The organism is Streptomyces humidus, assembly GCF_014649655.1.
GTDB classification, from domain to species: Bacteria; Actinomycetota; Actinomycetes; order Streptomycetales; family Streptomycetaceae; genus Streptomyces; species Streptomyces humidus.
In genome coordinates this window covers 172,348-192,499 of record NZ_BMTL01000009.1, presented here as the reverse complement: position 1 = coordinate 192,499, position 20,152 = coordinate 172,348, and the positions used below count along the sequence as shown (strand labels likewise).

General features: G+C 72.9%; 15 protein-coding genes. 9 read left to right on the top strand and 6 right to left on the bottom strand.

The window, feature by feature from the left end; translation table 11 throughout:
- Positions 1-14: 14 nt before the first annotated feature.
- Complete coding sequence (locus IE239_RS13090) at positions 15-905, bottom strand: glycosyltransferase family 2 protein (RefSeq protein ID WP_190149509.1); 891 nt, start codon at positions 903-905, stop codon at positions 15-17.
- A gap of 361 nt (positions 906-1,266) precedes the next feature.
- Between IE239_RS13090 and IE239_RS13085 the strand changes: the two genes are divergently transcribed.
- Positions 1,267-2,226, top strand: coding sequence for a D-2-hydroxyacid dehydrogenase family protein (locus tag IE239_RS13085; RefSeq protein ID WP_190149437.1), 960 nt, complete (start codon positions 1,267-1,269; stop codon positions 2,224-2,226).
- Positions 2,227-2,290: 64 nt separating this feature from the next.
- Here IE239_RS13085 and IE239_RS13080 read toward each other — a convergent pair whose 3' ends face one another.
- Both IE239_RS13080 and IE239_RS13075 read right to left on the bottom strand, forming a co-directional pair.
- Positions 2,291-3,193 carry a hypothetical protein gene (locus IE239_RS13080; RefSeq protein WP_190149436.1) on the bottom strand — a complete coding sequence of 301 codons (903 nt, stop codon included), beginning with the start codon at positions 3,191-3,193 and terminating at the stop codon, positions 2,291-2,293.
- A 33-nt stretch (positions 3,194-3,226) separates the two neighbouring features.
- Entirely contained in the window at positions 3,227-3,649 is a 423-nt protein-coding gene (locus IE239_RS13075) for an ATP-binding protein (RefSeq protein ID WP_190149435.1), read from the bottom strand.
- Positions 3,650-3,851: 202 nt separating this feature from the next.
- Here IE239_RS13075 and IE239_RS13070 point away from each other — a divergent pair, with 202 nt between their 5' ends.
- The 3 genes from IE239_RS13070 (at position 3,852) to IE239_RS13060 (ending at position 5,275) form a co-directional block, all read left to right on the top strand.
- The gene (locus IE239_RS13070; protein ID WP_190149434.1) at positions 3,852-4,703 is read left to right on the top strand and encodes a helix-turn-helix domain-containing protein; all 852 of its coding nucleotides are present in this window, start codon (positions 3,852-3,854) and stop codon (positions 4,701-4,703) included.
- Positions 4,704-4,711: 8 nt separating this feature from the next.
- Positions 4,712-4,906 carry a DUF397 domain-containing protein gene (locus tag IE239_RS13065; protein ID WP_190149433.1) on the top strand — a complete coding sequence of 65 codons (195 nt, stop codon included), beginning with the start codon at positions 4,712-4,714 and terminating at the stop codon, positions 4,904-4,906.
- 165 nt (positions 4,907-5,071) lie between these two features.
- Positions 5,072-5,275, top strand: coding sequence for a DUF397 domain-containing protein (locus tag IE239_RS13060; RefSeq protein WP_190149432.1), 204 nt, complete (start codon positions 5,072-5,074; stop codon positions 5,273-5,275).
- 11 nt (positions 5,276-5,286) lie between these two features.
- Here the strand turns inward: IE239_RS13060 and IE239_RS13055 are convergent, their stop codons facing one another.
- On the bottom strand, positions 5,287-6,033 hold the full coding sequence (locus IE239_RS13055; protein ID WP_190149431.1) for a class I SAM-dependent DNA methyltransferase: 747 nt from the start codon (positions 6,031-6,033) through the stop codon (positions 5,287-5,289).
- Between the two features lie 374 nt (positions 6,034-6,407).
- On the opposite strand from IE239_RS13055, the gene IE239_RS13050 reads away from it, so the two are divergent.
- Entirely contained in the window at positions 6,408-9,725 is a 3,318-nt protein-coding gene (locus IE239_RS13050) for a right-handed parallel beta-helix repeat-containing protein (RefSeq protein WP_190149430.1), read from the top strand.
- Complete coding sequence (locus IE239_RS13045; RefSeq protein WP_190149429.1) at positions 9,722-11,017, top strand: S8 family serine peptidase; 1,296 nt, start codon at positions 9,722-9,724, stop codon at positions 11,015-11,017. Before IE239_RS13050 ends, IE239_RS13045 begins: the two co-directional genes overlap by 4 nt.
- Positions 11,018-11,033: 16 nt before the next feature.
- On the opposite strand, the gene eccCa is transcribed toward IE239_RS13045, so the two are convergent.
- A complete protein-coding gene (eccCa, locus tag IE239_RS13040; protein ID WP_190149508.1) occupies positions 11,034-14,972 on the bottom strand; it encodes a type VII secretion protein EccCa in 3,939 nt (1,312 codons plus the stop codon).
- Between the two features lie 190 nt (positions 14,973-15,162).
- Here eccCa and eccD point away from each other — a divergent pair, with 190 nt between their 5' ends.
- The 3 genes from eccD (at position 15,163) to IE239_RS13025 (ending at position 18,739) form a co-directional block, all read left to right on the top strand.
- Positions 15,163-16,563, top strand: coding sequence for a type VII secretion integral membrane protein EccD (gene eccD / locus IE239_RS13035; protein WP_190149428.1), 1,401 nt, complete (start codon positions 15,163-15,165; stop codon positions 16,561-16,563).
- 33 nt (positions 16,564-16,596) lie between these two features.
- The gene (gene eccB, locus IE239_RS13030) at positions 16,597-18,153 is read left to right on the top strand and encodes a type VII secretion protein EccB (RefSeq protein WP_190149427.1); all 1,557 of its coding nucleotides are present in this window, start codon (positions 16,597-16,599) and stop codon (positions 18,151-18,153) included.
- Between the two features lie 127 nt (positions 18,154-18,280).
- Entirely contained in the window at positions 18,281-18,739 is a 459-nt protein-coding gene (locus tag IE239_RS13025) for a helix-turn-helix domain-containing protein (RefSeq protein ID WP_190149426.1), read from the top strand.
- 130 nt (positions 18,740-18,869) lie between these two features.
- Here IE239_RS13025 and IE239_RS13020 read toward each other — a convergent pair whose 3' ends face one another.
- Positions 18,870-20,075: a ricin-type beta-trefoil lectin domain protein gene (locus tag IE239_RS13020; RefSeq protein WP_190149425.1), complete on the bottom strand. Its 1,206-nt coding sequence runs from the start codon at positions 20,073-20,075 to the stop codon at positions 18,870-18,872.
- Between the last annotated feature and the right edge of the window lie 77 nt (positions 20,076-20,152).

Genomic DNA, 20,152 nt, shown 5'->3' with positions numbered 1-20,152 from the left:
GACGACCGGTGGACTCAGACGACCGGCGGCCTGCCCAGTCGGGTGAGCCGCCACACCGTCCGCCACTTCATGGGCCGACGAGCGCCCGCCGGTTTCCGCGCACCCTCCGCGAAACCGCCGAACCAGGCCCTGAGTCCGGCGAGCGAGCGTGTGCGCAGCAGCGTGACGGCGATCCAGACGCCCAGGTGGACCGGGATGAGCGGCAGCGGAAGGTTGCGCCGGACCAGCCAGACCCGGTTGCGCGCGGTGACGTGGTGGTAGATGGCGTGCCGGGCGGGCGACGTCTTGGGGTGCTGGAGCAGCAGCTCGGGCGCGTAGAGGATCTTCCAGCCGGCGTCGGTGGCGCGCCAGGCCAGGTCCGTCTCCTCGTGCGCGAAGAAGAACTCGGCGGGCCAGTCGCCGGTCTCGTCGAGCATGGCCATGCTCAGGGCGTGGCCGCCGCCGAGGAAGCCGGTGACGTAGCCGCCCTGGAGCGGGTCGGACGCGCCGACGCGCGGCACGTGCCGGCGCTGGGTCTCGCCGTGTTCGTCCGCGATGCGGAAGCCGACGATGCCGAGGCGGGGGTCGGCCGCGTAGAGGTCGCGGACGCGGCGCAGGACGTCGGCGTCGACGAGCAGCCCGTCGTCGTCCAGTTCGACGACGACGTCGACGTCCCCGAACTCACGCAGGCGGGCGAGACCGACGTTGCGGCCGCCGGGACAGCCGAGGTTCTCGTCGACGTCGATCGTGGTGACCTCGCCGGGGAGGGACAGCCGCTCGGCGAACTCGGGGAGCACGCAGCCGTTGCCGATGATCACGATGCGGGCCGGGGCCAGGTCCTGCTTGGCCACCGACTCCAGCAGCGCGTCGACCTGGGCGGGCCGGTCCCCCATCGTCACCACGGCGACGGCGATCCTCGGCTCCACCGAGTCACCCGCCTTGTCCGGGTCTCCCGCGTCTCCCGCGTGTCCCGCGTCGAGCGCATCCCCCACGTCCACCACGTCCCTCTCGCTCCGTCCGGCCTTCGACGGCAGCCGCGCCCGGTGCTCGCGCGGCGGCGTCGTTCACCTAGATGTTGCCTCAGAGGCGGCCGTTGCTCCGACAGCCCCCTGTTTCCTCTCCCTTCGCCACATGTTCTTCTTCCCCATGTTCTGCTTCCGCTCGACGCCGCGCTGCTCGGCCAGGGGGTGGGCGGAGGCGCTCACGTCCGCACCGTAATCTCGGACGGGAGCTTCCCGGTCGGGACGGGAAGGACCACCCGCGGACAAGCCGCCTGGAGGAAACGCCGTGCCCTTCCGCTGTGCCGTACTCGACGACTTCCAGAACGTGGCGACGACCGTCGCCGACTGGTCGGTCCCGGGCCGTGAGCTGGAGGTGGTCCCCTTCACCGAGCACTTCGGCGACGAGGGCGAACTCGCAGCGGCGCTGGCCGACTTCGACTGCGTGGTCACGTTGCGGGAGCGGGTCACCTTCCCCGCGTCGCTGCTGGACCGTCTCCCCCGGCTGCGGTTGCTGGTGGCCTCCGGCATGCGCAACTCGGTGATCGACTACGCGGCGGCGAAGGCGAACGGGGTGACGGTCTGCGGCACGCAGAGTTCGTCGACTCCGCCCGTCGAGCTGACGTGGGCGCTGCTGCTGGGCCTGGCCCGGGGCCTGGTCGAGGAGAGCACGGCCCTGCGGGAGGGCGGGCCGTGGCAGTCGACGGTCGGCGCGGACCTGCACGGCCGCCGGCTCGGTCTGCTGGGCCTCGGGAAGATCGGGAGCGCGGTGGCCCGGGTGGGGCTCGCCTTCGGCATGGAGGTGAGTGCGTGGAGCCAGAACCTGACGGAGGAGCGGGCGGCCGAAGTCGGCGTGCGGCGGGCCCCGTCGAAGGAGGCGCTGCTCTCCGAGAGCGACTTCGTGTCGGTGCACCTGGCGCTGAGCGAGCGCACCCGGGGTCTGGTGGGACCGGCTGAGCTGGCCCTGCTGAAGCCGACGGCCTACCTGGTCAACACCTCGCGGGCGGCGATCGTCGACCAGGAGGCGCTGCTGGCGGCGCTGCGCGAGGGCCGTATCGCGGGCGCGGGCGTGGACGTCTTCGACGTGGAGCCCCTCCCCGCCGGCCACCCGATGCGCAGCGCCCCCCGCCTGCTGGCGACCCCGCACCTCGGCTACGTCTCCCGGGCCAACTACGAGCGGTACTACGGGCAGGCGGTGGAGGACATCCGGGCGTACCTGGCGGGAACGCCGGTGCGGGAGCTGGGCTGACCGGTACCGCGAAGAGGGCCCCGGCCACGTCTGCGCGCACGGCCCCCCTCGCCGGCCTTCGCGCTCATGCCGGATCCTCGCCGAACAGCTCCTGCACGTGGTCGACCTCATAGGAACGGTCGAGCCAGGTTCCGAGTTCGTCGAAGTCCGTAGAGGCGAGGACACGTTCGCGGACGGAGGCGGGGACAGCGATCCGGCGCCACTTGAGAGTGCGCAGAATCGCCTGCGCCCGCTCCTGAAGCCGGCCTTCCTCGCGGCCTTCCTCGCGGCCCTGTTCCCGCACCTCCTCGGCGAGCGGATGCCGCCAGAAGTACTGCATCGCCGTCATCAGGTCCCTCCACATCTGCCGGGCCTGGTCATCCGCCAGGCACGAGTCGACGAACTGCACGAGAACCGCGGCGCTGTCGCGGTCCATGCCCTTCAGGGCGGCTGCCAGCGATTCCAGTATGGCGGGAGCCTGCCGTCCCCGGCCGTGTGTCATGGCCGAGAGCGCCGCGAGGGGCGGATCCTGTCTTGCCTCCTCCTCCGTGGCGATCACGGGTACGTTGTCCGGCCCGAGCACGAAAGGGCGCACTGTCAGCGAAGGCATCTCGCGTACGCCCCTGTGGATGGGCTGCGCCGCCCAGCGGGCTGTGGTGCTGCTCTGCGTGACGACGATCAGCACCGGTTCGCAGCGGTACTTCTCGTACAGGTAGCTGAGGTAGTACGGCCAGCTACCGCGCTTCCGCTCGTCCGGCTTGCCCTGCGACTCCACGACCAGCAGGTAGCTTCCCTCGTCGGTCTCGGCCCTGAGGAGCGTGTCCACGCGGCGCTCGACGGGCTCGATCTCGGTGAGGTCGACGTTCATGCCGGCGAAGTCGTACGGCTCCGGAAAGGGGACGTGCAACACCTGTTGAAGTGCACGGGTGAGCAGCGCTGGATCCTTCTGGAAGATCCGGTGCAGCGCCTCGTGCGACGAGCCGACCATCGGCTCTCCTTTCTGTACGACGTGATCAACGAGCTACGCCGCATTAAGTTCGCACCACACCAGCTTGCCCCGGTGCCCCATGCGGGACAGCGGCTGCCAGTGCCAGAGGTCCGAGCAGGCCCGGACCAGGGTCATCCCGCGTCCGCTCTCGGCCTCGCCCGGGTCGTCCGGCCTCCCCGGCGGCCGGGGCGGTTCGGGGTCCGCGTCCCACGCGCCGATCTGCAGGACGCCGTCCCGGAAGCGCAGGCGCAGACACGCGGGGCCCTTGGTGTGCAGGACGGCGTTGGAGACCAGCTCCGAGGCGAGCAGTTCCGCCGTGTCGACGAGGCCGGCCAGGTCGTGCAGCGTGAGGATCAGCCGCAGGGTGCGGCGGCAGACGGTCACGGCTCTGGGGTCGGTGGGGATGGAGAGGGAGTACTCCCAGGCGTCGTCACGGGCGCGGTCGGTTTCGGGCATGGCTCGGCTCCACGGGTGGGTCGGGGGGTGACATCACGGGCGGTGGCATGCCGCAGCCGTCCCGGCAGGACGGAGTGGTGCACTTCCGCAGCGTGTTCGGTGCGTCACCGACGGTAGACCTGGATTTCCAGGTTGGGCAAGTCGGTCCAGTAATCTGACGCCGAACGAGTCGCCTTCGCGGGCGGGTTGGGAGGGGTGGCCGATGGGCTTGAGGCGCGAACCGACCGCACGCCAGGTGCGTCTGGCTGTTGAGCTGCGCAGGCTCCGGGAGGCGGCCGGCCTCAAGGCGCGTGAGGCGGCGGCCCTGCTCGGGGTGAGTCCGACTCAGATCAATCAGATCGAGTACGGCCAGTCCGGTGTGAGCGAGGCGCGATTGCGGAGTCTGGCCGCCCATTACGCCTGCATGGACGAGATGTTCATCGACGCGTTGGTGGCCATGGCGACCGATCGCACGCGGGGCTGGTGGGAGGAATATCGAGGACGACTGCCCTCAGCGTTCCTGGACCTGGCCGAACTGGAGCACCATGCCACGTACCGGGCGGACGTGGAGTGCCTGCACGTGCCCGGCCTCCTGCAGACGGAGGACTACGCACGCGCCGTCTTCGCCTATCGAGTACCTGAACTACCCGGCCCCGAACTGGAATTGCGGGTGCAGCACCGGATGGAACGCAGGGTGATCATCGAGCGGCCGGAGCCCGTCCCCTACGAGGCTGTCGTCCATGAATCGGCCCTGCGCATCAGGGTCGGCGACCGCGCCGCCGCCCGGGCCCAGCTCGTGCACATCCTGCAGCTGTCCGAGGCGGACCACGTCACCGTGCGAGTGATCCCCTTCGACCGCGACGGCTTCGCAGGAGCCTGGAACACCATGATGCTGGCCGGTGGCGCGGTACCCAAACTGGACTCGGCCCAGCGGGACGGCCCGGAAGGCACGGCCCTCGTCGACTCCGAAGCCCAGCTCGACTCCCTTCGAACACTCTTCCGTAAGCTGGAAGCGGAGTCGCTGGGGCCGGACGCGTCGCGCGACTTCATGAGCAGGATGGCCAAGGAAGTGTGAGGCGCGCTGTGACGAGTACCGGCAACTGGCAGAAGTCGTCCTTCTCCGGTGGTTCCGACGGCAACAACTGCCTCGAACTCGCCTCGACCGCGACCCCCGCCGTACTCCTGCGGGAGTCCGTCACGCCCGCCACGGTCCTCACCACCACCCCGACCGCCCTCGCCCATCTCCTGGCAGGCATACGCACCGGCACCCCGGCCTGAGCCGCGGTTCTCAGACCCGGACCGGCTTGCGCCACACGGCACGGCCTACATCGACTCCGAGGCTCAAATGGGCGCACTTCGAACGTTTTTCCGTAAAGTGGAGGGAGTCTCACTGAACGCCGAACGTTCACGTGACTTCATCCACAGGCTGGCGAAGGAGCTGTGATGCGCGCTGCGACGACGTCCGACGACTGGCAGAAATCGTCCTTCTCAGGCTTCGGCGACGGCAACAACTGCCTCGAACTCGCCTCGACCGCCGCCCCCGCCGTACTCCTGCGGGAGTCCGTCACGCCCGCCACGGTCCTCACCACCACCCCGACCGCCCTCGCCCATCTCCTGGCAGGCATACGCACCGGCACCCCGGCCTGATTCACGGTTTGTCAGGCCCGGACCGGCTTGCGCCACACGGAGATGTGCTTGGCGGACTCCTGGGTGAACGGCGACCCGTCCCAGTCCGCGACACGACGCTCCAGCTCGAGCCCGGCGATGCGCGCCATCAGGTCGAGTTCGGCCGGCCAGGCGTACCGGTGCCGGGAGGCGTCACGGCGGTAGCGGCCGTCGTCTCCGTCGGCGGTGAGGTGGTGCGAGACGAGGATCTGCTCGACGAGGTCGAACGTGTCGAAGCCGAGGTGCCGTTCGGAGACGTCGAAGGGCACCGCGACCTGGCCGGGCGGCAGGAACCGCAACGGCGGCACGCCCAGCTCGATGACGAACCGGCCGCCGGGCTCCAGATGACGTGCGGCGTTGCGGAAGCACTCGACCTGCTCGTCCTGGGTGAGCAGGTTCGAGATGGTGTTGTAGACGAGATAGACCAGGGCGAACTCGCCGGGCACGACTGTCGTGGCCATGTCTCCGATGACGACCGGGAGCATGTCCTCACCGATCTTGCGCCGCAGGGCCGCCGCCATGTGCTCGGACAGCTCGATGCCCGCCACCGGCACGCCCCGTTCCCGGAGCGGGACGCCCACCCGGCCGGTTCCGACGGCGAACTCCAGCGCCCGGCCTTCCCCGGCGAGTTCGGCGAGGAAGGCGACCGTCGGCCCGAGGACCGCGGCCGAGGACATCTCGGTCTCCTCGGCGTCGTAGCGGTCGGCGGTCGCGCGGGTCCACAGCTCACTGCTCGTCACGGGCGGCCACTCTGCCGGGCCCGAAGGCGCGCTGTCGACGGGTTTACGTTCCACCGCCTCCCGCGTGCTCCGCCCTTCGCCCGCTCTCCCCGTCGAGCGCCTCCCCCGGAGGCCGGGCCGCGAGGGCGGTCTGCCGTCGGCCTCGTGGGGCGCGGACATGCGCTCTCGCATCGCCGCCGGTCCGTGCCGCTGGCGGAGCCGCCCGCGCCGCCGGCGGGCCGGTCCGGCAGGTGGAAGCTCAAGTCAGGCTCAGGGCTCCTCACTTGAGGCGGTCCCCGGCGTTCCGGCAGGGCCGTGCCCGGCATGATGGTGATCCAGACTTCTCGGGGGCGGGCTCTGTGGCCTTGCGAGGTCGCGAAGAAGGAGGAACGCGCGTGTCACGCCAGGTACTTACGGTCCGACCTGAGGGACCCGACGGCTTCCGGACGATCAGTGAGGTTCTGGCCAGGGCGCGAAGCGGTGCCGTCGTCAATGTGCTTCCCGGCACGTATGCGGAGAACCTGACCCTCACCACCCCGGTCACCATCGTGGCGGAACAGGGGCGCGGCACCGTCCGGATCGCACCGCGCCGTGGCAGCGCGCTGGTGCTCAGGGCCGAGGCCGCCATGCTCACCGACCTGGTGTTCGAGGGGCGTGACCAGGATCTGCCCGTCGTCGACGCGCCGCGCGGACAGCTGGCCATGCACGGCTGCGAGATCACCGGCGCCGCGTGGACGGCCCTGCTGGCCCGGGCCGGCGGCTCGCTCGCCCTGCGGGACTGCCGGATCAGCAATCCCGGCGGCGCCGGCCTCGTGGTCACCTCCCCGGTGGAGACCTCCGTCGAGTCGTGCACGATCGAGCACCTCGGCACGTCCGGCGCCGTCATAGGTGAGAACGGGCGGATGACCCTGCGCGGCTGCACGGTCCGTGACGCCCGCGGCAACGGCGTCCTCGCCGGCGGGGAGTCTCACGGGTCGGTCGAGGAATGCGACATCTCCTCGACCGACAAGCCCGCCGTCGCCCTGGAGGGCCACAGCACCACGCGCGTCCTGCGGAGCGTGGTGCACGACACCAGCACGGGCATCCAGCTCTCCAGCCGGGGCCGGTCGGAACTCGAGGAGGTGCGGGTCACCGGCACCACCGGCGCCGGCATCGTGGTCAGCGGCGGCAGCGACCCGGTCGTCCGGAGATGCCGTACGGCGCGGACCAGGAGCCATGGGCTCCTGATCACCGACCGCTCCCGGGGCACGTACGAGGACTGCTGGCTGGACACGGCCGAGGCCCCCGCCCTCCGGGTGAGCGATCACGCCTCCCCCGTCCTGGTCGGCCTGACCGTCAGGGACTGCGCGGCGACGGCCGTCCTGCTCGAGGAGGAGTCGGCCGCCGAGCTGGACCGGCTCGACGTCACCGACGCGCAGGGAAACGGCGTGTCCATCCGCACCGGCGCCAACCCTCTGGTCAGGCGCGCCCGTATCACGGCGCCGCGGGGGCACGGCGTGGAAGTCCTCGAGGACGGCCGGGGCCGGCTGGAGGACTGCACCGTGGAGCGGCCCGGCGGCTGCGGTGTCAGGTCCGAGGACGACGGCAACGTCTACGTCGGCGGCGGATCGGTCCTCGCACCCGCCGCCGGCGGTGTGTCGATCGGCGCCGACGGCGCCATGACGCTGCGGGACCTGGAGATCACCGAGGCCGCGGAGTCCGGTGTCACCGTCGAGGGCGGCGGAGAGGTCACCGCGACCCGGCTGCGAGTGGCCGGCAGCGGCCGGCACGGGATCCTGGTCGCCGACGGCGCGCGCGGCTCGTTCACCTCCTGCGAGATCCGGGGCAGCGCGCAGGACGGTCTGCGCATCGAGTCCACCGATCCGGTGTCCGTGGTCAACTGCGCCGTCCGGGACAACGGCGGACGTGGACTCGTCCACTCCAGGCCCGGCGAGCGGCTCGCCGTCGAAGGGCTGACCAGCAGCGGCAACGGCGGGCAGGACGCGTGGGGCCCCGACGGGGCGGACGGCGCGGACCTCGCCCGGGGGGACGGCGCGGCAGGCCGGGAAGCCGGGCTCACCCGGGAGGACGGCCCGCTCGGCGCTCTCGACTCCCTCATCGGCCTGGACAACGTCAAGCAACAGGTCCGCACCCTGGTCAACCTGACGCGTCTGGCGCAGCGCCGCGCCAAGGCGGGCATGCCCGCCCCTCCCATGGGCCGCCACCTCGTCTTCGCGGGCCCGCCCGGCACCGGCAAGACGACCGTGGCCCGGCTCTACGGGGCGATCCTCGCCGAGCTCGGCGCACTGCGTTCGGGCCATCTCGTCGAGGTCTCCCGGGCCGACCTGGTGGCGCAGGTCATCGGCGGCACCGCCATCAAGACCACCGAGGCCTTCGAGCGCGCCCTGGGCGGCGTGCTCTTCGTCGACGAGGCGTACACCCTGCTCTCCGACGGCCGTGGTTCCGGCGCCGACTTCGGAAGGGAGGCCGTCGACACCCTCCTCAAGCTGATGGAGGACCACCGGGACGACGTGGTCGTCGTCGCCGCCGGATACTCCGCCGAGATGGAGGCGTTCCTGGCCTCCAACCCCGGTCTGGCCTCGCGTTTCTCCCGGACCGTGGAGTTCGAGAACTACGCGGTGCCCGAACTCGTGGCGATCGTCGAGAGCATGTGCTCCGGGCACCAGTACAGCCTCGACGACACCACCCGGATCAGCCTCGGCGCGCACTTCGAGCGCATGCCTAAGGACGGGTCCTTCGGCAACGGCCGTGCCGCCCGCCAGGTGTTCGAGCAGATGGTCGACCGGCAGGCGTCCCGGCTGGCCACGCTCGCGGACCTGTCCGACCGGGATCTGCAGGTGCTTCTCCCCGAAGACCTCGGCGAGGAGGCCGCGCGCGCGGCCGCCGGCCCGGCCGGCGACCCGTTGGCCCGTCTCGGCGACCTGGTCGGCCTGTCGGCCGTCAAACGCGACGTCACCGACCTGGTCAACCTGCTGTCCGTGACCCGGCAGCGCGAGGCGGCGGGGCTGCCCGCGCCGCTCATCAGCCATCACCTGGTCTTCACCGGACCGCCGGGCACCGGCAAGACCACGGTGGCACGCCTCTACGCCGAACTGCTGGTCTCGCTGGGCGTGCTGCCGCGGGGGCAGCTCGTCGAGGTGGCGCGCGCCGACCTCGTCGGCCGGTACGTCGGCCACACCGCGCAGCTGACCCGGGAGGCGTTCGAACGGGCCCTGGGCGGCGTGCTGTTCGTCGACGAGGCCTACACCCTGACCCCCGGCGGGCCGGGCTCCGGATCGGACTTCGGGCAGGAGGCCGTGGAAACCCTGCTCAAGCTCATGGAGGACCACCGGGACCAGGTGGTCGTCATCGTCGCCGGCTACACGGCGGAGATGGAACGCTTCCTCTCCTCCAACCCCGGGCTCTCCTCGCGCTTCTCCCGCCGGGTGAGGTTCGCCGACTACACGTCGGACGAACTGGTCACCATCGTGCGCCAGCACGCGACCGCCGCGGGGTACGAGTGCGGGCCGGGCACGGGCCAGGCGCTGCGCGCGTACTTCGATTCCCTTCCCCGCGACCGGTCCTTCGGCAACGCGCGGCTCGCCCGGCAGGTCCTGGAAGGCATGATGACGCGGCAGGCCGGGCGGCTGAGCACGATGGCCGCCCCCGGGCTGGAGGATCTCCGGCTGCTGCTTCCCGAGGACGCGACGCCCGCCGAGGCGGTGGCCGAATGAGCCGCGCCGCCGCGTCGCCCGCCCTTGCGCAACCGCCCCGGAGCGACGTCCGCCACGGCACCGCGCGCCGCCCGCGCCGCCCGCGCCGTCCGGGGGCGAGGCGCGCGCTGCGGGTCGTCGTCGCCCTGCTCCCGGTCCTCGCGGCGGTGGCCGGGCCGCCCGCCGCGGCCGGCGCCGCGACCGGGACCCCGGTACGGCTGCCCGTGATGCCGTCCCGGCTGGCGGCCGGGGCCGCCTGCACCGGCGGCTCCGCCACGGTGGCCCGGGCCACGCCCTGGGAACAGCGGAGCCTGGAGCTGACGCGCGTGCGGGAGTTCGCCTCCGGCGCCGGGGTGACGGTGGCCGTGGTCGACACCGGGGTCTCCCTCAAGGCGCCGCCCCTGGCGGGCCGGGTCGCCGCGGCCGGTCAGGCGGGCGACGACTGCGTGGGCCACGGCACCTTCGTGGCCGGGTTGATAGCCGCCGCCCCCGTGAAGGGCGTCGCCTTCGCCGGAGCGGCCCCGCAGGCCCGGGTGCTGGCCGTGCGGGGCACGGACGAGCGGGGCGCCGCGACCGCCGCCACGGTCGCGGCCGGCATCCGGGCGGCCGTGGACGCCGGGGCACGGGTCATCGCGGTCTCCCCCGCGGTGCCGCGCAGTTCCGCCGCGCTCAGGAGCGCCGTGTCCCACGCCGTCGGCCACGACGCCCTGATCGTGGCCGCCGCCGCTCCCGACGCCCCCCGCGACAGCACGTCCTCCGCCGCGCCGCCCGCCGACTACTGGCCGGCGGGCGAACCCGGCGTGCTGTCCGTCGTCGACGTCGACGTGCAGGGGCGCAGACCGCGGGGCGCGGTCGTGCCGATCCACGCCGACCTCGCGGCGCCGGGCGACGGCGTCCTCGGCATCGGTCCCCGGGGACATGGGCACTTCATCGGCTCCGGCCCCTCTCTCGCGGCCGGGTACGTCGCCGCGACAGCCGCTCTGGTGAGGTCCGCGCATCCCGGCCTGTCCGCCGCCGGGACGGCCCGCCGCCTGATCACCAGCGCGTACCCGGCGGACGTACCGAGGCTCGACCCCTTCGGGGCCGTCACCCGGGTGGCGGGCGAGGCGGCCGGGCGGGTGACGCCGGCCGCGGGCTCCGGACCGGTCCGTCTGGAGACGGACGCGTCGGGGGCCGGCGCCACCCGGCGCGCCCTGATGGCGGCGGGGGCGGCCGGCAGCCTGGTCCTGGCGGTCCTCTGGGCCGCCGCGGTCGGCCCGAAGGGCCGCGCCCGCCGCCGGGGTCCGGCCGGAGACGAGACGCCACCGCCCTGACCCGCCCCTCGGCGGCTCACTCCCCGCCCGGCGCCTCCCCCGTCTCCTCGTCCGCGAGCGCGGTCTGCATGAGGACCGCCTTGCGGCGGGCGATGTACTGGGCGCGGCCGGGCGGGAGGTTGCGCGGCTTGACGCTGCCGAAGAGGTAGCCCTCCGAGGGTGGGCAGGACATCAGCAGCCCTGGTGTGTTGATCTCGTCCAGGCGTCTGAGCAGCGGGTCGTTCAGGCCTCGCCCGGCACCGGTCGCGGACCGCGCCACCACCATGTGCAGCCCCGCCTCGTGCCCCAGGTTCAGATGGTCGAACAGCGGGTCGAAGGGGTGCGTGCCGCCGAAGCCGCCGCCGACCATGTCGTAGTCGTCGACGAGCACGAACAGTCTCGGCCCGGTCCACCAGTCCGCGAGCCGCATGCGGGCCGGAGCGATGTCCGGTCCGGGCAGCCTGGCCTTGATGGCCCGGCCCGAACCGGCCGCCATCTCCCGCAGGACGTCGAGCGACACCGCGTGCCCGAGGCGGTACTCCTGCGGCACCGCCTCGACCAGCGTGCGGCGGTAGTCCACGACGAGGATGCGGGCCTCCTCGGGGCTGTAGCGGGCGGTGACGGCCGCGACGACCAGACGCAGCAGGTTGGTCTTCCCGCTCTCGGTGTCGCCGATGCCGATCAGGTGCGGTGTCCGGCTGAAGTCGTGCCAGACCGGCGACAGGGTCTCTTCGTCCAGGCCCAGCGGAATCCGCAGTCCGTCGGCCACCTCCGGCTCCGGCAGTTCCGAGACCGGCAGCCGGTGCGGCAGCGTCCGCACCGGTGGGGCGGCGGGGCCGGACCAGCAGCCGGCGACCCTCTCCACCAGCGCGGCCACCCCTTCGGTGAGGTCGTCGGCGTCCTCCCGGCCGTCGACGCGCGGCAGCGCCGCCAGGAAGTGCAGTTTGCCGTCCGTCGTCAGACCGCGTCCCGGGCTGCGCGGCACGTTCCCGGCCGTGCGGATGTCGACCACGGAGTCCATGGGATCGCCCAGCCGCAGTTCCAGGCGGGTCGCCGCCTGGTCGCGCACCTGGGCGGACAGCTCCATCCAGCGGGCCGTGGCGACGGCGAGGTGCACTCCGTAGTTCAGGCCCCGTGCGGCGATCTGGTTGAAGGTGGGCACCAGCGCGTCGAAGTCCTGACGCAGCGTGCCCCATCCGTCCACCACCAGGAAGACGTCGCCGTGGGGCTCGTCCTCGAACTCACCCGCCGCCCGACGTCTGCGGTAGGTCGCCATGGAGTCGATGTTGTGGTCCAGGAAGAACTGCTCGCGCCGGTTGAGCAGAGCGGTCACCTCTGCCACCGTACGGCTGACCCGCTCGGGATCGAGCCGGCTCGCCACACCGCCGACGTGCGGCAGTCCGGCGAGTGCGGCCAGCGTGCCGCCCCCGAGGTCCAGGCAGTAGAACTGCACCTCGCGGGGGGTGTGGGTGAGGGCGAGCGCGGCGATCAGCGTGCGGAGCACCGTCGACTTGCCGCTCTGCGAACCGCCCGCGACCGCGATGTGCCCGCCGCTGCCCGAGAGATCGACCACGAGCGGGTCACGGCGTTGTTCGAACGGCTTGTCCACCACGCCGACCGGCACCTTCAGCCGTCCGAGCCCCGGCCAGGCCGAGGCCGCCAGCCCACGCTCCGGGTCCTCGCACAGGCCGGGCAGCAGCCCGTCGAGGGTGGGCGGCAGGTCGAGCGGCGGCAGCCACACCCGCAGGGCCGGCGGCCCCGCGTCGCGCAGCCGCTCCACGGCCACCGACAGCAGGGACGCCGCGTTCTCCTCCTCCGGCTCCGGCTCCGGCTGCTGCTGGGCCGGGGAGCGCGGCACCACGTAGTCCGCCGTCCACGGCACCACCTGACTGGCGACCCGTGCCCGGACCACCGCGCCCCGGCGTGAGCGGTACGGCCCCGACACGTACGCCGCACGGAACCTGGTGAGCGCCTCCACACCGCTCTTGAGGAAGCCGGCGCCCGGCTGGGACGGCAGCTGGTAGGCGTCCGGGACGCCCAGCACGCCGCGGCTCTCCATGGCCGAGAAGGTGCGCAGGCCGATACGGTAGGACAGATGGCTCTCCAGCTGGTGCATGCGTCCCTCGTCGAGGCGCTGTGAGGCCAGCAGGAGATGCACCCCGAGAGACCGGCCCAGCCGGCCGATCATCACGAACAGGTCCATGAAGTCCCGGTGGGCGGCGAGCAGTTCGCTGAACTCGTCGACCACGATGAAGAGACTCGGCAGCGGCGCCAGCGCAGCTCCGGCCGCGCGCGCCTTCTCGTACTCGAGGGCGGAGGTGTGGTTCCCGGCTGCCCGCAGCAGTTCCTGACGTCGTATCAGCTCGCCGTGGACGGCGTCGCGCATACGCTCCACCAGGGCCGCCTCGTCCGCGAGGTTGGTGATCACCGCCGAGGTGTGGGGCAGCTCGTCGAGGCCGAGGAACGTCGCTCCGCCCTTGAAGTCCACGAGGACGAAGTTCAGGGTCTCCGAGGAGTTCTTCAGGGCGAGCGCCAGCACCAGGGTGCGCAGCAGCTCGCTCTTGCCCGAGCCGGTCGCGCCGATCAGCATGCCGTGCGGACCCATGCCGCCCTGCGCGGCCTCCTTGATGTCCAGTTCGACCGGGCGTCCGTCGGCGCCCACCGCGACCGGAACGCGCAGCCGGGCGGCGCCCGTGGTGTTCTTCCACAACGTGACCGGATCCTGCCGGTGCAGGTCGGGGATGCCCAGCAGGGCAGTCAGTTCGACGTCCGTGGACAGCGGCTCGGCGATGTCGGCGGTCAGACTCATCCGGTACGGCGCGAGCATCCGGGCCAGCGCCCGCGCGCCGGCCGGCCCGACGCCCTCGGGCCGGCCCAGCAACGTCGACTCCTCCTTGCGGTTGCGGTCGGTGCGCACCAGGCTCAGCCCGTCCGGCCGCACGTCCAGCCGCAGGGTGGTGCGTCCCGGTCGCCACCGCAGGGCCTGCGACAGGTCGAGCACGACGACGTTGCGCAGGCCCGTGCCGTCCACGCGATGGCCGGCGGGGACCCTGCCGCCGTCCACCACGAGCACCGTGAACGGCTCGTCACGGCCGGGAACGCCCTCGGGGTCGAACGAGGGCCGCTCGGTGAACTCCACACCGAGCAGGTCCTCCAGAGCGTTGAGGTCGGCGGCCACCATCCGGGCGGGGCCCGCGCCGTCCTGTTCGTACGGGTGCAGGTTGTGCGGCAGCCACTTGACCCAGTCCCACTCCGCCCGGCGCTCGTCGCTCACGCACAGGACGATCCACAGTTCCTCCGGGGCGTGGAACACCGCCAGTTGGCACAGCGCGCTCCGCACCAGAGCACGTGCCGCCGCCTCGTCGCCGCGCAGCAGCACCCGGGCCCAGGACCGCAGGTACAGGGCGATGGGCTGATCCGGCACCGTGCTGTAGGCCCGCATGAACCGGCGCAGCGCGTGCGCGCACAGCGGGTCGAGGTCCTCCACGGGCTTGGTGGACACGGGGGCCAGCTGCACGGCCAGCTGCTGGTCGCCGACGGCCACCCGCACCTCCGCGAAGTCGTCGTCCTTGGCACGCCGTTCCCACAGCCGTGTGGTGCGCACCATCGAACGCAGCGTCCGCGGCGCCGGATGACGCCAGGCGAGCGCCGAGTGCTGCTCGACGACCGTCCGCTGGACCTTCCGCCGGGTCTGCGCGAGGTAGCGCAGATAGTCCCGGCGCTCGCCGCGCAGGCGCTGCTTGCGCTCGCCGTTCCTGCGCATCACCTGACCGACCATCATCACCGCGGAGCCGACGACCATCACGCCCAGCGCCACGTAGGTCAGCACACCTCCGCTGCCGCCGGGCCGGACGAACGCCAGCATCATCGATACGGACATCAGCCCCATCGGCAGATATGTCCACACCGCCGAATTGTCCGGAACCGTCTCCGGCAGGACCGGCGGCTCCTGGAGGGTCAATTCGCCCTCCGGCATTTCTGGCCCCCGTCTGCGGGCAGGACGGCGGAACAGGACGACACTCAAGAACGTGCTCCTTAACCGTGGCGCGCCGCTCATGGGTCGGGTCAAGAGCGGGAAATCCCCCTGCGGCGTTCACGAATACTTCGGGGTGTCAGTAGTCTGCATCTGTTCAACTCCCAGAACCAAGCTGGCGGATGACATTTCCATGACTGAAAGCCCGGTTTCGGCCCTGTGCCATCTCACCGTGCGCGCCCCGGGAAGAATCCTGGACCTGGCGGTGCCTTCCGACGTTCCCGTCGCCGACCTCCTGCCGGCCCTGTTGCGCTACTCCGGCGAGGAACTGGAGGAGAACGGCCTGGACCACGGAGGCTGGGTCCTGCAACGGCTGGGCGAGGGCCCCCTGGACGACGAGGGCACCCTGGAGTCGCTCGGCCTGAAGGACGGCGAGGTGCTCCACCTGCGTCCGCACGCCGACGCGCTGCCCGAGGTCCGGCTGGACGATCTCGTCGACGCGATCGCCGACGTCATGAACGACCGTGTGCACGGCTGGAGTCCGGCGGCCGGACGCCGGCTGCTCCGCGGGGCCGTGGCGCTCTGCGTGCTGACCGGTCTGGGGGTGCTGGCCTGGCCCGGGGGACCGGTCGCCCTCCGGGCGGTGACCGCCGCCGTGGCCGGTCTGCTGCTGCTGGCCGGAGCGGCGACGGCCGTCCGGGCCGTGGGGGACGCGGCGGCGGGCGCCACTCTCGGCTTCCTGGCGGTGCCCTGCCTGGCACTGTCCGGCTGGCTGCTGGCCGGCGGCACCCTCTCCGGTCCCCACCCCCACCATGTCCTCGGCGCACGGCTGCTGGCCTCGGGGGCGACGGCCGCCGGCGCCGCGGCTCTGGCGCTGGCCGCGACGGCCGTGTACCCCCCGCTGTTCGTCGCCACGGCGGCCGTGGGGATCGCCGCCGCCTCCGCCGGGTCGCTCATGAGCGTCGGGGACGTGCCCGCGGACGGCGCCGGCGCCACGGTGGCCACCGTGGCCGTCGTCCTGGGCGCCTTCGTGCCCTCGCTGTCCTTCAAGCTCGCCGGGCTGCGGCTGCCCCCGCTGCCGGCCGGCGCCCAACAGCTCCAGGAGGGCATCGAACCCCACAACGGCGGTGACGTCACCGCCCGGACCGAACTCGCGGGCGGCTGGATGACGGCCCTGTACGCGGCGACCGGCGCCGTCTGCGCCGGCTGCCTGGTGGCCCTGGTGCGGTCGCCGGAGCTGCCCCAGGTCCTGACCGCCTGCACGGTGTCGCTGCTTCTGCTGCTGCACGGCCGGGGACTGATCAACGTCTGGCAGCGGCTGGCGCTCGTGATCCCGGGCCTGTGGGGAGCGGCCCTGCTGGTCGTGGGCGCCGCGGCCCGGATGTCCCCGGCCGACCGTCCCGCCCTGGTCGTGGGACTCCTGGCGCTGGCCGCCGCGCTGGCCGTCGCGTCCTGGACGGTGCCGGGCCGGCGCATGCTGCCGCACTGGGGCCGCACGGCCGAACTGCTGCAGTCGCTGCTGGCGATCGCCCTGTTGCCGCTGACGTTGTGGACGCTCGGCGTGTTCGGCGCCCTCCGCGCGATCAACGGGTGACCGGCACTCGGAACGGAAAGGGGACGCAGACCCGTGCAGTCCAAGCGTGACCAGGTCCAGGCCCATGCCTTCGCCATGGGCAGGCTCACCTCCAGCATGCTGCTCGCCGATCCGGACGCCCCGGAGAGCCCGCTGTCCCGGACCACCCGAGGCGCGGCCCTCGGCGTGGTCGTGGCCGTTCTCGTCGCGGCCGGCGCCACGGTCTACGGGATCATCTCGCCCGGCGGCGACACCTCCTGGCAGGCCTCGGACACCCTGATCGTCAACAGGGACACCGGAGGCCGCTACCTGTACCTCGACGGCCGCCTGCGGCCGGTGCGGAACTATTCGTCCGCCCTGCTGATCGGCGGAGGCGACCTGAAGACCACGGACGTGCGCGGCGCCTCACTGCGCGGGACTCCCGTCGGAACCCCCGTCGGCATACCGGGCGCCCCGGACACCGTGCCGACGGCCGACGGCCTGGACGGCGGCGCCTGGCACGTCTGCTCGGTCCCCGGCCCCTCGGGGCCCACGGCCACCACCCTCGTCGCCGGCGCCCCGGTGGAGAGCCGGGCGACGGCCGACGGCGAGGCGCTCGTGGCGACCGGTCCCGACGGGACGGCGTATCTGGTCTGGCGGGGCAGCCGGCTCCGGCTGGACAAGGCCTCCGGCGCGGCCGTCTCCCTCGGCTACGGCTCCGTCACGCCCCGCCCGGTGTCCGCCGCCTTCCTGGACACGCTGGCCCCCGGTCCCGACCTCGCCCCGCCCGCCGTCGTGGACCGCGGCGCCGCGGGGCCACGGCTGGGCGACGGCCCCGGCACGGTGGGCCGGGTGTACGTGGTGCGGGTGCCCGGGTCCTCGCCCCGGTACTACCTGCTGCGGAAGGAGGGCCTGTCGCCGCTGACGGACACCGGGGCCGCGCTCGTCCTCGGCGACCCCGCCACCCGTCGCGACGCCTACGCCGGGCGCTCTCCCGAAGCCGAGCCGCTGGGCGCCGACGCCCTGCGCGGCCGTCTGGTCGCCACGGACCGGGCCGGGACGGCCGTCCCCGCGGGTCTGCCCGAGTCCCCGCCCCGGGCGGTCGGCGTACCGGACGGGCTGGTGCTCTGCGCCCGGGTGCAGCCCGTGAACGGGCTGGTCCGGATCAGCAGCGTGCTGGCGCCGCGCGCGTCCCTGGCGCCGGTGGCCCAGCCGGCGCCCGGCGAGTCGGCGGCGGCCTGCCTGCCGGTGGACTCCGTCGTGGTCCGGCCGGGCCGCGCCGTCGTGGTGCGGGCCCTGGGCGCGGGCGGCGCGGCGGTGGGCGACACGACGTACTTCGTGGCCGAGGACGGGGTGAAGTACCGGGTGCCCTCCGGCGAAGCGCTGAAGGCGCTGGGGTACGGCGAGGAGGACGTGGTGACGCTGCCCTCGCCGCTGCTGACGATGCTGCGTTCGGGGCCGGACCTGGATCCCCGGGCGGCCGCCTCCGGCGGCGCCGCCGGGACGACACGCCCCGCGTGCGGCCCGACGCCCGTCCGCCCGCCCGGCGGAACGCGGAACGGGACGACCGGTGGAACGACCGGCGGGACGACCGGCGGGACGACCGGTGGAACGACCGGCGGGCAGAACTGACAGCTCAGAGCTTCCTCAAGTCCCGCTGCCTGTACAGAAGTTGGCTCTACTCTCGTGTCGTTACTCCTCTGCGGCGCCGGGCGGCTCAACCCCAGAGGAGTCCAACACCGCACGAAAGCGACGAGGCATGGACCGACCACCCTTCTCCCCAGCCAACTTCCTGTCGATCCGCCGGCGCCTGGGGATGTCGCCGCACGACGTGGCGCGCGAGATGAGGGTGTTGAACAACCCCGTCCATCCCGAGTTGGTCACCGCCTGGGAGAGCGGCGTACACCCCACCGAGGGGCAGCTGTTCGCCTTGGCGGACGTATTGTGGTGCCGGACCATCGAATTGATGGGCATCGAAGAACCCCGCACTCTCGCCGAGCATCGAATCGCCCGGCAATTCAGTGTCCCGAGGCTGACCCGGGCCATCGAAATGGATGCCGCCGAATACATGAGGGCCGAGGCGGAGAACCGCTGGCCGGGAAATTTACGCCAGACCATTTCCCTGCTGCGCGTGTTGAACATTTCCCAGCGTCAGCTGGAGGCGGCGACCGGCTCCCGTGACGTGATGCACGCCCCCTCCTTCCCGGCGGACGAGTAGGGGCGGGCTCCTCCTTCCCGGCGGACGAGTAGGGGCGGGCACGCGTCCGGCCGGGAAGCAGTCCTCGCAGCGTTCCGTCGGCCGCGCCTGCCTGCCGGACCGGCTGTCCGGCAGGCAGGCGCCCCGGCGGTCAGCCGGAAGCCCACTTCTGGTTGCTCCCGCCGTTGCAGTCCCACAGCTGGAGGCGGGCGCCGTTGCCCGTGCCCCGGCCCTTCACGTCGACGCACTTGTCCGCCTGGGGGTTGACCAGGTCGTGCGCGGCGTTGAGGCGGAACTGCTGGGCGGGATTGCCGCTGCAGGTGGCCAGTTGGATCACCGCGCCGTTGCTGGTCGATCCCCAGGCGACGTCCATGCACAGGCCCAGGGAGCGGACGGTCCCGTCGCTCATGAACCGCCAGGTCTGCTGGGCCGATCCGGTGCAGTCCCAGATCTGCAGCGGTGTGCCGTTGCCCCCGGCGTCCGTGACGTCGATGCAGCGGCCGGAGGCGTAACTCGTGACGGACTTCCCCACGACCGTCGCGGAGCCGCCGGCCGACTGCTGGGAGTGGGAGCCGGACGACGTGCGGTGCGGCGCCGGCGGGGTGGGCCGCGGAGTCGGCGACGTCGTCTTGGGCCTGCTGGGCGCCGCGCCGCCGGTGTGGTTCGCCGGCCGGCCGGAGGAGTTCCCGCCCCCGCCGGGCCCGGCGCCGTCGGCGCCGGGCCCGGCGTACGTCTGCGGACGTCCGGCGGCGTCCGGCGCCGAGGACCGGCCGCCCGCACCTGTCCCCACGGGTCCTGCGCCGGTGGTCGGGGAGGCCGACCCGATGGTGCCGTAACCGGCTTCGTCCGGCCCGGAGCCGAGCACGGTTCCCTGCGTCCCCCCGGACCCGGCGGCGTGATCCTTGTCGTCGCCGCCGCCCACCAGGAACGGTATGGCCAGCAGCAGCACTCCCGCGAAGGCGGCTCCGGCCAGAATGCTCTTGTGCGGCCGTCCCACCGGGGCGGCGGGCGCCGGCTCGGCCATGCCCGCGCGAGCCTGCGCGGCCTCCTCCGTCTCTTCTGTCTCCTGCGCCTCCTGCGCTTCCCGCGCCTCCGCCGCCTCCCGTGTCTCCTCCGTGCGAGAGGCGGGGACGACGGCGCTCTCCTCCTGCGCTCCGGAGACCTCCGGCGGACGGGCCGGGCCGGAAGCGCTCTGCGCCGTGGGCTCGGCCCCGGGGAGAGCGGCGGTCGCGCCGGCCGTGGACGGGGGCGCACCGGCCGCGGCGGTCCGGGCCGCGACCGCCGCGCCCGTTCCCTCCGCCGGTTCGGCCGTCCGGTCAGGTGTGGTCCGAGGCTGCTGGGGCTGTGACGTGGTCATGGTTCCTTCTCGTGAACGACAGGGATGGTGCGGATCGTTTCTGCAGTCGTCCGGCCGGCCGGCCTGACGGCGTGTCC